General features: G+C 30.8%; 19 protein-coding genes and 1 pseudogene. All 20 read right to left on the bottom strand.

The features are described from left to right. Positions 1–158: 158 nt before the first annotated feature. Positions 159–836: a dTMP kinase gene (locus ACEG17_RS06955; RefSeq protein WP_372583117.1), complete on the bottom strand. Its 678-nt coding sequence runs from the start codon at positions 834–836 to the stop codon at positions 159–161. Between the two features lie 176 nt (positions 837–1,012). Then, positions 1,013–2,023 carry a ketol-acid reductoisomerase gene (ilvC, locus tag ACEG17_RS06960; RefSeq protein ID WP_372583118.1) on the bottom strand — a complete coding sequence of 337 codons (1,011 nt, stop codon included), beginning with the start codon at positions 2,021–2,023 and terminating at the stop codon, positions 1,013–1,015. Positions 2,024–2,360: 337 nt separating this feature from the next. Next, a complete protein-coding gene (locus tag ACEG17_RS06965) occupies positions 2,361–2,816 on the bottom strand; it encodes an FxLYD domain-containing protein (protein WP_147005036.1) in 456 nt (151 codons plus the stop codon). Between the two features lie 236 nt (positions 2,817–3,052). Then, positions 3,053–3,709: a DNA alkylation repair protein gene (locus tag ACEG17_RS06970; protein ID WP_372583119.1), complete on the bottom strand. Its 657-nt coding sequence runs from the start codon at positions 3,707–3,709 to the stop codon at positions 3,053–3,055. A 124-nt stretch (positions 3,710–3,833) separates the two neighbouring features. Continuing rightward, a pseudogene (locus ACEG17_RS06975) lies at positions 3,834–4,598 on the bottom strand (class I SAM-dependent methyltransferase). A 191-nt stretch (positions 4,599–4,789) separates the two neighbouring features. Further along, positions 4,790–5,845 (bottom strand): DMT family transporter, encoded by a 1,056-nt coding sequence (locus tag ACEG17_RS06980; RefSeq protein ID WP_372583120.1) that lies wholly within the window; start codon positions 5,843–5,845, stop codon positions 4,790–4,792. A gap of 37 nt (positions 5,846–5,882) precedes the next feature. Then, entirely contained in the window at positions 5,883–6,668 is a 786-nt protein-coding gene (locus tag ACEG17_RS06985) for an ABC transporter ATP-binding protein (RefSeq protein ID WP_372583121.1), read from the bottom strand. A gap of 27 nt (positions 6,669–6,695) precedes the next feature. Next, entirely contained in the window at positions 6,696–7,754 is a 1,059-nt protein-coding gene (leuB, locus tag ACEG17_RS06990; RefSeq protein ID WP_372583122.1) for a 3-isopropylmalate dehydrogenase, read from the bottom strand. 38 nt (positions 7,755–7,792) lie between these two features. Further along, positions 7,793–8,242 (bottom strand): OmpA family protein, encoded by a 450-nt coding sequence (locus ACEG17_RS06995; protein ID WP_372583123.1) that lies wholly within the window; start codon positions 8,240–8,242, stop codon positions 7,793–7,795. A 14-nt stretch (positions 8,243–8,256) separates the two neighbouring features. Beyond that, entirely contained in the window at positions 8,257–8,529 is a 273-nt protein-coding gene (locus tag ACEG17_RS07000; protein ID WP_372583124.1) for a type II toxin-antitoxin system YafQ family toxin, read from the bottom strand. Next, positions 8,522–8,776, bottom strand: a complete 255-nt coding sequence (locus ACEG17_RS07005; protein ID WP_372583125.1) for a type II toxin-antitoxin system RelB/DinJ family antitoxin — start codon at positions 8,774–8,776, stop codon at positions 8,522–8,524. Before ACEG17_RS07005 ends, ACEG17_RS07000 begins: the two co-directional genes overlap by 8 nt. Positions 8,777–8,880: 104 nt before the next feature. Then, positions 8,881–9,339, bottom strand: coding sequence for a hypothetical protein (locus ACEG17_RS07010; protein WP_372583126.1), 459 nt, complete (start codon positions 9,337–9,339; stop codon positions 8,881–8,883). A 13-nt stretch (positions 9,340–9,352) separates the two neighbouring features. After that, positions 9,353–9,511, bottom strand: coding sequence for a hypothetical protein (locus ACEG17_RS07015; protein WP_372583127.1), 159 nt, complete (start codon positions 9,509–9,511; stop codon positions 9,353–9,355). 247 nt (positions 9,512–9,758) lie between these two features. After that, the gene (locus ACEG17_RS07020) at positions 9,759–10,814 is read right to left on the bottom strand and encodes an alpha/beta hydrolase family protein (RefSeq protein WP_372583128.1); all 1,056 of its coding nucleotides are present in this window, start codon (positions 10,812–10,814) and stop codon (positions 9,759–9,761) included. A gap of 22 nt (positions 10,815–10,836) precedes the next feature. Next, positions 10,837–11,202 carry a hypothetical protein gene (locus ACEG17_RS07025; RefSeq protein WP_372583129.1) on the bottom strand — a complete coding sequence of 122 codons (366 nt, stop codon included), beginning with the start codon at positions 11,200–11,202 and terminating at the stop codon, positions 10,837–10,839. Between the two features lie 410 nt (positions 11,203–11,612). After that, a complete protein-coding gene (gene leuD / locus ACEG17_RS07030) occupies positions 11,613–12,188 on the bottom strand; it encodes a 3-isopropylmalate dehydratase small subunit (RefSeq protein WP_372583130.1) in 576 nt (191 codons plus the stop codon). A gap of 28 nt (positions 12,189–12,216) precedes the next feature. After that, positions 12,217–12,846: a glutathione S-transferase family protein gene (locus tag ACEG17_RS07035; RefSeq protein WP_372583131.1), complete on the bottom strand. Its 630-nt coding sequence runs from the start codon at positions 12,844–12,846 to the stop codon at positions 12,217–12,219. A gap of 63 nt (positions 12,847–12,909) precedes the next feature. After that, positions 12,910–14,328 carry a 3-isopropylmalate dehydratase large subunit gene (gene leuC / locus ACEG17_RS07040; protein WP_372583132.1) on the bottom strand — a complete coding sequence of 473 codons (1,419 nt, stop codon included), beginning with the start codon at positions 14,326–14,328 and terminating at the stop codon, positions 12,910–12,912. A 50-nt stretch (positions 14,329–14,378) separates the two neighbouring features. After that, positions 14,379–15,053 (bottom strand): Fic family protein, encoded by a 675-nt coding sequence (locus tag ACEG17_RS07045; RefSeq protein ID WP_372583133.1) that lies wholly within the window; start codon positions 15,051–15,053, stop codon positions 14,379–14,381. 37 nt (positions 15,054–15,090) lie between these two features. Beyond that, positions 15,091–15,933, bottom strand: coding sequence for a YwqG family protein (locus ACEG17_RS07050; RefSeq protein WP_372583134.1), 843 nt, complete (start codon positions 15,931–15,933; stop codon positions 15,091–15,093). Positions 15,934–15,984: the final 51 nt, after the last annotated feature.

Here is a 15,984-nt window from a genome sequence, read left to right on the forward strand (position 1 = left end):
ATGAAAGGTTTCTCCTTAATGTGGTTTGGTAGATTTACATTATATCAGAAACCTTTCTTTTTTTGTATATGCTTGTCACATATGTATTATCTCACAACATTTTCTTTTCTATTTTTGATTTCTTTTAATAAAATTTTATTTTATAAAATTTGAATCAATTATATATTTTCCAGCGATATTTTTAGCATTTCATCATTTATATCTTCTATCGTTCTTAATTTGTCATCTTTAACGCAGGAAATTACATTCCACTTATATTTTAATGACAATTCTTTTGCTACTTCATAGGCATTTTTCAAGTAATTTTTATCTTTTTCGTGAATATCCTTCTCTTTTTCTCCAGTTATTTTATTTTCCCTGTTTTTCATAAGTTTTTGACTAAACTCAAACGGAATATCTAAAAAAAATACAACATCTGGCTCTGGGATTGCTATTTTTCTCCATTCCAAGTCTATTAACCAGTTCAAATATATTTCACGTTCAGATTTATCAGATATTTTAGGAACTTGATGAATCATATTTGAAATTGTATATCTATCGCTAATCACAATTCCTCCATTATTGTAAAACTCTTCCCATTCAGTCTTAAATGAAGCAAACCTGTCAACTGAATAAAGTACAGAAGCCGCATAAGCATTGACACTTTCCGCTGTTTTTCCAAATTCACCTGCAAGATACATTTTTACAGGCTCAGAAGCTCTGCTTTCATAATTTGGAAAAGATATTTTTCTTACTTTCCCGTCTCCTTTTATTTCTTTTAATTTTTCATAAAGCAATTCTGTCTGTGTCTGTTTTCCACTTCCATCTGTACCTTCTATAATTATTAATTTTCCCATTTTTATTTCCTTCATTTTTAAAAAGTCTTTATAATCAAAAATATAGCAGCCTTATTTAAAAGACTGCTAAAATTTTAAATTGTAATTTTATTTTTATTTTATTGATTTTTCCCCATTTTTGCTCCTTTCAGCAAAATGGATAATCACTCTATTCCTTTAAAGGATTTTAATATGATTTATTTTTTAATCCAAGGCATAAGTTTTCTTAATTCAGCCCCAACTTTTTCTACACCGTGATTTGAAAATTCTGCTCTTTTTTCTTTTAAGAATGGTTGCCCTGCTTTTGAGTCTGCTAAGAAATCATTTGCAAATTTACCTGATTGAATATCTGCTAATACTTGTTTCATAGCTTCTTTTGTTTCAGCAGTTATAATTTTTGGACCTGTAATGTAATCTCCATATTCAGCAGTGTTTGAAATTGAGCTTCTCATTGTTGCCAATCCACCTTCATAAATCAAGTCTACGATAAGTTTCATTTCGTGTAAGCACTCAAAGTAAGCATTTACAGGATCATATCCAGCTTCTGTCAATACTTCAAATCCTACTTTCATAAGTTCTACTACTCCACCACATAATACAGCTTGTTCACCGAATAAATCTGTTTCTGTTTCTTGCTTGAATGTAGTTTCAAGGATTCCTGATCTTCCTCCACCAATAGCTGATGCCCATGCTTTAGCAACTTCCATTGTATCTCCTTTAGCATCTTGGTAAACAGCTACTAGACAAGGTACTCCGCTTCCTTCTTGGAAAGTTCTTCTTACCAAGTGTCCAGGTCCTTTTGGTGCAACCATAAATACGCTTATATCTTCTCTTGGAACAATTTTTCCAAAATGAATGTTAAATCCGTGTCCAAATGCGATATATGCTCCTTCTTTCAAGTTTGGTGCAATATCAGATGCATATACATCAGCCTGAATTTCATCTGGAATCAAAATCATAACTATATCTGCACCTTTTACAGCATCTGCAGTTTCTTTTACTGTAAATCCTGCTTCAGTAGCCTCATCCCAAGATTTTGAACCTTTTCTAAGTCCAACAGTTACATCAAATCCACCTTCTTTTAAGTTCAAAGAATGTGCGTGCCCTTGTGAACCATACCCCAATACAGTAATTTTTTTACCTTCCAATTTACTCAAATCACAGTCAGCATCATAATAAACTGTTGTTCCTAAAATATTTCCTGCCATTTTTTATCCTCCTAAATTTTATATGTATATATTATACACTTTTTAAAAATATTTGCAAATATTTCTTTTTAATGTAACTATATATTTTATATATTTTTGAATTTTATTTTTTAGATATTTTTATTAATAGATATTTTTTCATATTACTATGTTTTTCTTATTTCTATAAGATATCTCATTGACGGAAATCCTACAGATTAGTTTATACTAGGCTCTGTTTAAAAAACAAAAATTATATTTTAATTATTTTAAAATATTAGATTTTATCTTTATTTAGAAGAGATTATAATAAATTCATTATTTAAACAGTGTCTAGTATAGGATCTTATTATCAAATTTATTGTGCATTTACATAAGCATCCTTCACTTTACACGCTTTTACATCTCCCGAATTTAGAACAGCTCTAAATTCCCATTTTTTATTTTTATCAATGGAGTCAGTGCTGTCCACAGCATCTCCGACTTTTGTTCCTTTTTTATCAAAGCAAGGGATTTCAATAGTAACATTTTCCTTTCTGCTTCCACTATTTGTTAAAACTCCTGTTACAATTGTTGTATTCCCGTCATTTTCAACTTTCGCCTTAGAAAATTTATACTTAACGCCCTTTGCATCAATTTCTCCATCGTTTCCACCAATTATCCCGCCGATAATATTTCCAGTAGTTTTAATTACTGCTCCTGTAACAGTTCCAGCTGCTTTAATTGTACCTCCAGCAATACTTCCTGCCGCTCCAACAACTCCACAAGATGAAAGAACTAAAGCCGTTCCCATTATCATTATTATTTTTTTCATAATTTATAAATCCTTTCAATATTTTTTATGCTTATAATACAATAAAATTACTTTAAAACTAAATTCAAAAATATTTTATTGCAATACCAGCATATTTCAAGTATTCTAACATTAAAATTATATATTTCTATTTTTTTATAAATATTTTTTACTTTAAAACTTATACTATTCCACATTTAAATAACAAATGTTTAATAAAATTTAGCATAGTTTTTATTTTCTAATGAAATTTATTATTACAAATATTTACTAGCTTCCCTAATACTTAATTTTGTCATTTTTTCTTTATTTTTTTCAATAAAATTTTTTACCCATTCAGGATTAGTCTTGCTATAATCTCTTAATGCCCAGCCTATCGCCTTATTGATAAAAAATTCAGCCTGCCCCAGATTATTCTTTAAAATCTTTTCCAGTAATTCAGTATTTGTTTTTTCTTTTCTCAAAAGCTGATGATCAATCGCAATTCTTCTAAGCCAAATATTTTCATCAATACTCCATTCCAGCAATATTTTATTCACATTTGAATCCTTTAATGCCAAAGCTCCTATTGTCATATCTAAATTGTCTATCGTATCCCACCACGATTTTTTCAAGATTAACTGTTTCAGATTTGGAATATCGTCTATTGTCAACTTATCTTTCTTATTCTTCAAAAAATCAGCTGCAACATACTGAAATTCCCTGTACTTATTTTCCCAGCATTTATTTACAAATTCCCAGTCGATTTTTTCTTCATTCTTATATTCCTTAAAAAAATTTTTAAATATTTTGCGTCTTTCAGGCGTCTTGATTCCAATATATTCAAATTTATTAAGCATATATTTTGACATTTTTTGAGCCTGTTCTTCATTTTTATGCTGAATCATTTCTTCATAAAGTTTATTAAAATCCATAAGTTTCCTCTTTTTTCATTTTATTAAAAACATTAATTTCTATTAATTACAAAATTCTAATTTTTAGATTTTAACCCTTACGGAAAATAAAACGGGCTATTCTCCTGAAGTATGCTCTATAACATTATAATTTAATGCAAAGTGTAGCTATATAGTCATTTCCATAACGTGATAATCTATGTCTTTTGTCACACGATTCATAAAAATCTATCATAGCGAGACCATTTTTAAGTTGTCCTCTAATCTGGGTTTCTAAGGTATGGCTAAATTCATATCCATATTCTGGATTTATGGTTATTTTGCCTTCCTCTTCAAGCTCTTTTGAATTAAAAGGTATTGAAAACTTTAAAAGTAATTCCTCATCGGGTTTGTCCCATACAATGTCAGTATCATACATGTATATCCAAGGATTCATAAATCCGACCATTAACAATCCACCCTTTTTCAATACTCGAGAAGCTTCTTTATACATGTTTTCTAAATCTTCTATATATACATTTGAAACCGGATTAAAAATAATATCAAAAGTTTCATTTTCAAATGGAAATGGTTTTGTCATATCGCCTTGAACTGTATTAATTTTTAAGCCTTCTCTTTTAGCAACCAACTCATCTCTTTGTAATTGTGATTTAGAAAAATCCATTATGGTTACATCATAACCTTTTATAGCAAAAACTGGTCCCTGCTGTCAACCACCACAAGCCAAACCTAATATCTTTTTTCCATTTGCTTTTTCAAACCATTCTTTCGGGACTTTTTTCCCAACAGTTAATGCAACAGAAATTGGATTAGTTCTAACTTCTTCTAATTCTTCATGTGTCAATGGCTCAGTATAGTCATTTTTTACATTATTCCATCTATCTTCATTTAATTTTATATAATTGTTCATCTTATAATCTCCTCGTAATTTTATACTATTTCGATTTAAGTTGGATGTGTTGCAATTATATTTTTCTTACCTCTAAAAATTTTTAATTTCTTGAACAATTTTAATCTTGCTTAATTTTTTTTATTTTTCCTAATGTTTCTTTTGTTTTAAACTTTAGTTTGTTATGTTTTAAATACAGCACTTTTATAAATCTACAATTCCTTTTTGTGTATTAATTTATGTTCTATGCTATTTATATAATTTTTATGTTTATGATTATGCTTTTTCTCTGATATAAAGTGACTATGTTCATGTTCATGCGTGATAATATGAGTATGTGTTTTTCCATCATGCGTATGAACAATTATGTGAGAATGACTATGACTGTGACGTTTAACCATTGTATCGTATACGACAACTGCACTACCAATTATCATAAAGATAAGACCAATGAAATATACCAAAGTAAGTTTTTCTCCATTTACTACAAATGCTAAAAAAGTTCCTACAAATGGAGCTATAGCATAATATGCACTGGTTTTTGCAGCACCTAAATCCCTTTGTGCTCTGATATACATAAAAATACTAAGTCCATATGCTACAAATCCAAGTAGCAAAGCAGCTATTATATATTTGATTTCAGGAATTCTTTCTCCCAAAATAAGGGCGACTATAAATGAACCACCACCAGAGAAAAAGCCTTTTAGCAAAACAATCTCGTAAGTGCTTTTATCCGAGATTTTTCTAGTGCAGTTATTTTCAAGTCCCCAACAACATGTTGCCAATATAACAAACAATGAACCTAATGAAAACTGGAAACTTTCAGCCCCTTCAAATGAAAGAACTATACTTGATATTGTGATAAATCCAATAGCAATCCACAACTTTGATGTTACTTTCTCCTTAAATATCAGAAGAGCAATAAGTGTTGTTGCTACAATTTCAAAATTACCAAGCAGTGAAGCATTTGAAACTGAACCAATATTTATACCAATCATCAGAAATATAGGTGCCGCAATATCAAGGACAATCATTCCAACAGTATAAGGTAAATCTGCCTTATTTAACTTTTTATACTTTTCTTCGGCTTTTCTACGAAACAAGTACATAATACCTACCCCTGTTCCAGCTCCCAAATATAGAAAAGATGCCATCAATGTAGGTGGAATCTTATTTAAAAGCACTTTAGAAAACGGTGTATTAATTGCATAAAAAATAGCCGCAAGCAGTGCTAAAATTACCGCCATAAATTTTCTGCTTTTATCCATATTTAATAAATCAACTCCTTTTAGATAAATCCTAAATTTATCTCACAATCAGCCAAGGTCTTTCATTTTCCCAAACAATCTTCACATCCAAACCAAACATCTGAGAAAGCAATTTACCTGTTAAAATATCCTTTTTAAGCCCTTTTGCTAAAATCTTTCTATCGTGAAGAAGTGCCACATGTGTTACTGACGGCATAATTTCCTCAATCTGGTGAGTTACATAAATAAATGGTATTGCATTGTCATTTTTGGAATTTTCCTCAAGCACTTTCAAAAAATACTCCCTCGAAGTTACATCAAGCCCTGAACAAGGCTCATCCAATATAAGCAAATCAGGCTCATTCATAAACGCTCTTGCAAGCAATGTCCGTCGTTGCTCCCCTTGCGACAAAGTTCCAAAACGATTATTTTTTATATACGAAATCTTAAAATCCTCAATAATCTTATCCGCCTTTTCCCTATCCTCATCGGTAACTTCATCATAAATCCCAATAGAACTAAACTTTCCAGAAATTACAACATCTTCCAGTTTTTCGCCATTTAATGTGCTTGAAAAATTATTTAATGTGGAACTTACAAATCCAACTCGATTCTTTATTTTTTTCCAAGAATAATTACCAAATTTATGCCCAAAAACTCTCACTTCTCCAGAAGTTGGAAAAATGTAGGCTGGTATCATTCCAAGAAGAGTTGACTTTCCAGAACCATTAAGCCCCAGAAGTACCCAATTTTCACCTTTATTTATATGCCAGTCAATTCCTTTCAGTATTTCTCTGCCATTACGCTTAAAAGTTACATTTTCATAGTGTAATATTTCTTCCATAAAAATATCCTTCTTTTTCCAAAATTTTTAAATCCTATTAGCAATTTCAGTTCCCATTTCATCAGTTCCAACTTTCTTCATACCATCTGTATAAATATCAGCTGTTCTAAATCCTGCTTCCAGCACTTCTTCCACAGCTTTTTCTATCGCATCAGCCTCTTTTTGAAGATTAAATGAATATCTTAACATCATTACTGCTGAAAGTATTGTCGCTATTGGGTTTGCAATATTTTTTCCAGCAATATCAGGTGCTGAACCGTGACTTGGTTCATAAAGTCCGACTTTTCCATCTCCAAGACTCGCTGATGGCAGCATTCCAAGCGATCCTGTAAGCATTGAAGCCTCATCTGACAAAATATCTCCAAACATATTTTCAGTCAAAATTACATCAAATTGTCTAGGATTGGCAATCAGCTGCATTGCGGCATTATCCACATACATATGCGAAACTTCCACTTCTGGATAATCTTTTGCAAGTTCATTTACTGTTTTTCTCCACAATTTTGAAGTATCTAAAACATTGTGTTTATCCACACTTGTAATTTTTTTCCCTCTTAATTTTGCAATTTCAAACGCTTTTTTTGCAATTCTTTCAATTTCCATTTTTGTATATGGCAATGTGTCGACAGCTTTTTCATCAGAATATTCTCTAGGTCCAAAATAAATTCCTCCTGTAAGCTCTCTAACTATCATTACATCTAGCCCTTCTCCAATTATTTCATCTTTTAGAGGACTAGCACTTTTCAATTGCTTAAATAAAACCGCTGGTCTTAAATTTGTGTAAACTCCCAAGTCTTTTCTTATCGCAAGAAGCCCTTTTTCAGGTCTTTTATCAGGTTCAATATTATCCCATTTAGGTCCTCCAACTGACCCCAATAAAATCGAGTCACTCTCTTTACAAATCTTCGCAGTTTCTTTGGAATAAGGAATCCCATATTTATCAATAGATTCTCCTCCCAAATATCCTTGCGTATACTCAAATTTATGTCCAAATTTTTCTCCAATTCTATCCAAAACTTTTACCGCTTCATCAACGATTTCTGGACCAATTCCGTCCCCTTTTAATAATGCAATTTTGTAGTTCATTTTATTTGCTCCTTCCTAAATTTTTTATATCATCTTTTTTATTCAAAATTTTTCCATTTTAAATTATTAAATAAAATCTCTACTCTTCTATTATTATATTTTCCTATATCTGTTTCATTTTTATCAACTGGATTATCTTCTCCTTTACCACTTATTTCTCCAATTGAAATAGTATCTTTTAAACCAAGCTCTCTAAGTGTTCTAGCAACATTTCTAGCTCTTATCAACGATAATTTTTGATTATATTTCTTTGTCCCAGTTGAATCAGTATGTCCTACGAAATCTACAGTTCCACTTTCTCCAAATTTATTTAAAATATTTACAATTTCTTTAAGATCAAATATCTGATACTCAGTTATTATTCTCCCATCAACTTTAAAACCTCTTATAACACACTTTTTCTCCTCTCTATTGCAAGGTACTACTAACGTTGTTGAAAAAGAGATATTCACAATTATAAATATACAAAATAAAATAAACTTTTTCATAAAATTCCTCCAACTTAAAACAAATCCGAATGTGTCCCCGTTCTCGACAATGTCAAAACCAAGATATTTTTTTCAATTTTATAAATTAACAACCAATCAGGCTGAATATGACATTCTCTAAATCCTTTATAATCGCCAGTAAGATAATGATCTCTATATTTTTCAGGCAAAGGTTTCTCATTTACCAAATAAAAAAGGACTTCTTCAAATAATTTTTTGTTACACCCTCTTTTTATTGCCCTTTTATAATCTTTCTTGAATTTGACCTGGTATCTGATTTTAAGCATTCAAATCCTCCATTAGCTCATCTACACTATCAAAAGTTTTGCTTAATCCAATACCTTTTTCAACTTCATCCAAAACCTTTCTGGTTTCTCCATTTGGAACTTTCAACTCAAACGGAATCCCCTGCTCCAAAATACACTTCTTCAAAAATAAATTCATAGCAGTACTCATATTAAGCCCCATTTTTTTAAATAATGTTTCCGCTTCTTTCTTCACATTTTCATCAACTCTAGCTGTTACTGTAGCCATTTTTACCACTCCTTTGTAATACTTTTGTTATACAATGTAATTATATTACTAAATAATGTAAAAATCAATATTTTAATTAACTTTTTCAAAAAAATTTACTTTTTTCATTTTTTCAAATCTATTAATCTATTTTCTATCAAATAATTTATATTTTCAACTACCCAATTTTTATTAAATCTATAAAAAATATCAATTCTAAAAGCTTTACTTTCATTATCTAATTTAAAATATAATTTATATCTCATTATTTTTTTTACTAATTTTAAAACCTTTACTTCTTCCCGTGGGATTATTTTCCTTATTTTACCTATATTTGAAAGTTGTATTTCTGAAGGTATTTTTAATGTTACATCACACGAAAATATTTCTATATTGTCTTTCTTAAATAAAACTATAATACTTTCTCTTAAATCCTCGTTAACATCGTAAATAAGTTTTTTATCAAAAAGCACTTTTATAAAATTGATTTTAGGAAAAAAAAACAAATAATTCCTGTCATACTCAATATTATTTTCATTAAAATAATTTTCTATTATTTTATTCCATTCTTTGATAGTTTGCATAATTTTTTATCTCCTAGCCATCTGAAAATTTTTTGTTAAATCCAAGCATATTGCAACTCATAGCACTTTCTATAATAATTCCCTTTAACTGAAGTTTCAAGATTTTTATTTCTTCTAAAATTCCGATTACAGCTTTTTTTGTAAAACTGATAAGCTCTCTTACACCAGCCACTTCTTCTCCAGCTGACTAATTCTCCATTTTTTACAAACACGTCAAATGGTAAATCTTTTGAACTTATTTTAGAGAGTTTTTCTTTTTCTCGCTTTCTATACTCAATTCCTTTTGACCACATAAACATCTCCTTTTTTAGATTATACTTAAAACTTGAAATTTATTTTATAACTCGCATCCTCTGCTTTTACATCTATAATTTCCTAATTTTTCATTTTCAATCAAATTTCTGAAATCAAATTATCTGCTATTTAACAATCCCTTTTGAAATCACATCCAAATCCCCATTGCTAAACTGAATATTTGTTTTTGCCCCTGTATCAGCTAGTATTTTTTGTGCAATCATTGTTGTTAATGGATAAAGTATATTAAAATGATCTCCACCTGCAATTTGGTATTTCTTAAATGGTATTTTGTATTTATCTGCGGCTTTTTGCATAGGCTCGAATAAAATATCTCTTCTTTCTTCTTGCCCTTCAAAGTGGAAAGTTGGTGCTGTTATTGAACGGACGTATCGAAGTGATGATCTTACTGCTATTTCTCTAGGATTTATCAAATCAAATGGAACTCCGCCATATTCATCTGGTTTTTCTGTTGCCCAAAAGAAATCTGGCAAGGCACCTATTGCAAAAACTGCTCGAAAACCTTTTGAATATTCGCTTAGAAGCAACGCCTTTGTCCCACCTGTACTGTGTCCAACAAGATAAATTCTATTTGGATCAACATAAGGAAGTGATGCCACATATTTTCTAGCTTCTTCCAAGTCTTCAATTTCCCCATAAAACATTTCATATTTTCCAGGATTTGCATTTTCTCCTCTAGCACTTGGTATTGCAAGTACAAAATCATCTCTTTTAAATGCACCTGCCCCTTGATAATTATTTTTAGGCGATTCTTCATCCCAACCAAACTCACTATCTCCAATTCCACCAAATCCACCATTTAAATATATGATTGCTGGATATTTTTTCCCGTTATTTTCTTTTGCTGTAATATACATTGGCATTTCTCCTAACTTTGATGGATAATTTACCAATGAGAATTTGCTGTTTTTAGGCGGAATACCTGGTTTGCCATCTGGTACAAATTCCGTTTTTTGTCCATCGATAATCTTTGTCTTAAAATTTTTATGAGCCTCTTCCAATGTTTCTCCATATATTTCAAAATCAAAACTATTATCAATTTCTTTATTATTTTTTTCACTATTTTGAACTTCTGTATTTGCGTTTGAATTTTTACCTCCATTCCCGCAAGATACTACAAAAGTCGCTAAAATTAACAATAAAAGTAATATTTTTTTCATAAAGTCACCTTTCTTTTTTTATTTATTGTTCTAACATTCTTCTTTTGCCCACTCTTTCAGCCAATTTTTCAAAGTACCCACTTTCAATCAGATTATTTCTATTCTGCATCCACCATGCCTTTCCATTAATTTGGGCAAAATTTATTATTTCTTTTTTTATTTTATCTCCAGCTCTTACTGATATTGTCAATTTATAGTTTAAGATTCCTTTTTTTAAATCAATTTTTTCTATATCATCAACATCTATTCTTGTTAAAAGTCCCTTAATTCCACCAAGCATCCCAATTTCGAAAAATAATATTTCATTCTCTTTAAAAAGTATATAACACGGCTTCATTCCTGCTTTCATAATCAATCCAATAAGCCCCATCATCAAAAATGAATTCAAATTTCTTTCTCTTTAAAAAGTATATAACACGGCTTCATTCCTGCTTTCATAATCAATCCAATAAGCCCCATCATCAAAAATGAATTCAAATTTCTTTCTCTTTAAAAAGTATATAACACGGCTTCATTCCTGCTTTCATAATCAATCCAATAAGCCCCATCATCAAAAATGAATTCAAATTTCTTTCTCTTTAAAAAGTATATAACACGGCTTCATTCCTGCTTTCATAATCAATCCAATAAGCCCCATCACCAAAAATGAATTCAAATTTCTTTCTCTTTTAATACCGTAAATAAATTTTTATCATATTCTATACCATTTTATTTAAAATACTCTTCTACTTTCAACTGTTCTTTTGATTTTTCTGGCTATTTTTAAAATCTTTCTTTTCACAAATTAAGTTATTCAGATTATCTATGATTCTTCTCATACTTCCTAATCTCATCCTCATGTTCCAATGTCAATCCAATCGAATCAAGCCCTTTCAGTAATCTCTGTTTCCAGCTTTCCTCCAGCTCAAAGAAATAATCTTTCCCATTTGCTGTCAGCTTGTTATTTTCCAAATCAACTACTACTTTAGCATCTCCAGGAAGTTTAGCCAGTTCCAGTCTGTCCGCTTCTGGCAAAGTTATTGGCAAATGTCCGTTATTTAGCCAGTTCATGTAGAAAATTCCTGAATACCCTCCTGCAACAATTACATGAAATCCATAATCCTGCAATGCCCAAGCCGCATGTTCTCTGCTCGAACCACAGCCAAAGTTATCTCCTGTAATCAGAATTGTCCCTGTCTTATATTCAGGCTTATTTAAATTAAAATCCATATTATCCGTTCTGTCCTCATTGTATCTCCATTCATCAAACACATATTGCCCAAATCCTGTTTTTTCGATACTTTTTAAATATTGTTTTGGAATTAATTGATCCGTATCAATATTATCATTCATTATTGGAACGATTGTTCCTTCATATTTTGTAAATGGTTTCATTTTTTTCTCCTTGCTTTTATTAATTTTTTTAATCTAATCCCATTGATTTTGCTAATTCTTGATCTAGCTCCTGTCCTTTTATATTAGCTTCTCTTGTTCCGTGCAGTTTCATGTAATCTGCGAGCATACCCTCTTTTGGAAGAACTCCAGCCGCAAATGTCGCCCATCTCAATAATCCTGTCAAATATAAATCTAGCACAGTAAATCTATTTCCTATTGCATATTTTTTATCTTTTAAAAATTCAGTTAATGTATTTAAAGCTGTATCATAATCTCCATACCCTATGTTATTTCTTTTCTTTTCACTTGATGGAACATCAAAGAATTTATCCATGAAAGCATACTCTAGATGAAGTGCAAAAAACATCCAACGATAAAATTCTCCTCTTTCTAAAGAATTAACTGGTGGAATCAAGTTTTTTTCAGGGTACATATCTGCTAAAAATGTCAAAATTGCTGCTGTTTCTACAATTACTTTTCCATCTACTTCTAGTGCTGGTACTTTTCCCATTGGATTTACTGAAAGATATTTTTCAGATTTCATTTCTTTACCGAAATGAATAGGTACTACATCATATTCTGCTCCACATTCTTCTAACATCCATCTTACAGATACTCCTCTTGAATATGGATTTGTATAAAAAGTTATCTTTTTCATAGTATTTTTCTCTCTTTCAATTTTTTTATTCTTATTAATTATCATTAACCAGTATCGATTCTCTTATTTTACTTCATCCAATTCCCTTACATCCACAAATTTTCCATAAATTGCAGCAGCAGCAGCCATTGCAGGACTTACTAGATGTGTTCTCGCCCCTTTTCCTTGCCGTCCTTCAAAATTTCTGTTAGAAGTTGAGGCACAATGCTCTCCAGCTGGTATCAAGTCAGGGTTCATCCCAAGACAAGTTGAACATCCAGCTTCTCTCCATTCAAATCCCGCATCTTTCAAGATTTGTGCAATTCCATTTTCTTCAGCCGCTTTTTTAACAACTTGTGAGCCAGGAACTACAACTGCCGTAATATTTGGAGCAACTTTCTTTCCTTTTACAATTTTTGCAACAATTTCCAGATCACTCAATCTTCCATTTGTACAAGATCCTATAAATACATGCTTTAATGGTATATCAAATGGAGTTTGCCCTGGTTTTAAGCCCATGTATTCGTACGCTTTTTCATCATTATGATCTTTGATTTCTGGAAATTTTTCAGTAATATTTATTCCCATTTCAGGATTTGTTCCCCAAGTAACTTGTGGCTCAAGATTTGTAACATCAATTTTTATATGTTTGTCAAAGGCTTCTGCAGAATCTGTATACAATTCCTTCCATTCAGCCACCTTTTTCTCAAATTCCTCACCTTTTGGTGCAAATCTTCTTCCTTTCACATAATTAAATGTAGTTTCATCAGGTGCAATAATTCCTGATTTTCCACCACCTTCAATCGCCATATTACATATTGTCATTCTTTCTTCCATCGAAAGCCCTCTTATCGTATCTCCAAAAAATTCAAAGGCATATCCATTTCCAAGACCAATTCCGTAAGTCTTAATTATATGTAAAATAATATCTTTTGCGTATACACCTTTTTGCAATTTTCCAGTAATCTCAATTCCCATTGTCTTAGGTTTCTTTTGCCAAATTGTCTGTGTTGCCAGAACATGCTCAACTTCGCTTGTCCCAATTCCAAATGCAATCGCTCCAAATGCCCCATGAGTCGCAGTATGGCTATCCCCACAAACTACAGTTTTTCCAGGTTGCGTAAGTCCTTGCTCAGGCCCCACCATATGCACAATTCCATTATTTTCATTAAACATATCAACAAGTTCAATCCCAAATTCCTTACAGTTCGCAGCTAGTGCATCAAGCTGTGCCTTAGAAATCTTATCTCTAATATTCATTCTTTGCGACATTATAGTAGGCGTGTTATGATCCATCGTTCCAAAAGTCAAGTCAGGCCGTCTAACCTTTCTTCCAGCAAGTCTCAATCCCGAAAACGCCTGTGGCGAAGTAACCTCGTGAATTAAGTGTAAATCTATATAAAGCAATTGTGCTTCTCCAGGCTCTCCTGTAATTACATGTTTCTCCCAAACCTTATCAAACAAAGTTTTTGGTTTTTTCATTTCATTTTTCATTTCTGACATCTTTCTATCCTCCAATTTTTCTCTCCAAATTTTTTTATTTATAAATTTTTTTAAAATTTATCTATTCTTTTTTGTTCAAATTTCTGTAATTCTTTTACTTTTTCAAAAATAATATCTACATTTTGTTCCCTCAAATAACTCATATACAAGGCTCTATCTTCCTTTTCGATTACAAATGGAGATATTTTTTCCTGAAAACACAGATACATCATAATCAGTCTTCCCGTTCGTCCATTTCCATCACTAAAGGGATGAATCCGTTCAAATTCTATATGAGAATTTAATATCTCCAATAATTTTTCATCATCATTTTTACATAATTCAAGCCTATAATTAAGATTTTCAATCCAATTTTTTGTAAGAATTGGTGCTTGACTTGGTGTAGAAGTTTCAAAATTTGCACCAATTATGGCATTACTATTTCTTTTAAAATTTCCTGCATTATCATTTAACCTATCCAAAATTTCCTTATTTATACTCTTTATCACGTAAATATCAAGTTTTTTATCATTTTCAAGTTCACTTATCATATAGTCAATCGCCCTTTTATGATTCAAAACTTCAAAAACTTCACGAACACTCTTGCTACCTGGTATTGTGCTATCCAAAATAATTGTAGCCGTCTCATTCAATGTCAATGTATTTCCTTCAATGGCATTTGAATGGTGTGTCATTCTTACTGATAAATCTAAAAAATATTCATAATTTATATTTTTTATATCCATTTTCTCCAACTTTCTATTTTCTGCCTACCAAATAAAATCAATAACAATCCCAATGATAAAAAATATCAGAAAAATCTTTATTTTTCAATTTTTCACGATTAATAAAAAAGTGCATTACCCCACTATCTCCAATCATAACTTCTTTTCCACTATCAATTTGAAACAATGATGTATCGTACTCTTTCATCTGCTCGTCATCTCTTGGTTCCCATTGAGTAAAATATGGAAATCCATTGCATTTTGTCCCAACAATTTCTTCATAGAATTCGTCATCGTATAATTTTTCTACTTCTTCGTATAATTTATCTTTTTCATTAAATCCTATATTTTCTTCTTCCAAGACTTCTTTAAACAAGTTATCTAAAAGTTCATAATTAAAACTTTCTTTCTGTTTTTCCAAAGAAAATTTCATTTTACAAGGTTCACTTGCTATTAAAGTTTCCATATACTTTAAATCAAATTTATAAGGATTGTACATTTCCATAAACTCATCTTCCGAATAATAATCTTCAATTTTTTCATAATAAATTACATCAAATCCATCTCGATTCGTATAATCATCAAAATCCAATCCCAGCAAATCTTCTCCCAGAATCCAAAACTGCAAAATCCCTTCCTGTGGAAAATCTTCAAGCCCCTTTAAATCTTCACAATTTATCTGTGCAAGAAACATGAATTGTTGTCCTTTTGAATTTGTTGGAATTTTTCTCCCTATTGGAATGTACGGAATCCCTTCAATTTTGCTATCCGTTATTTTTATTTCTTTTGAAGCACTGACCGAGGCATCTGCAACAATCATTTCTTTTGCCGTTTCTTGATACTTTTTTTCTATTTTATTAAAAATATCTTTTGCTAAAGTCTTTATTTCTTTCTCTTCCATTTCATACCTCTTCCAAGTTTTACATTTACTTTCTTTATTTTAACATAAAAA

This window comes from Leptotrichia hongkongensis, from assembly GCF_041538065.1.
GTDB classification, from domain to species: domain Bacteria; phylum Fusobacteriota; class Fusobacteriia; order Fusobacteriales; family Leptotrichiaceae; genus Leptotrichia; species Leptotrichia hongkongensis.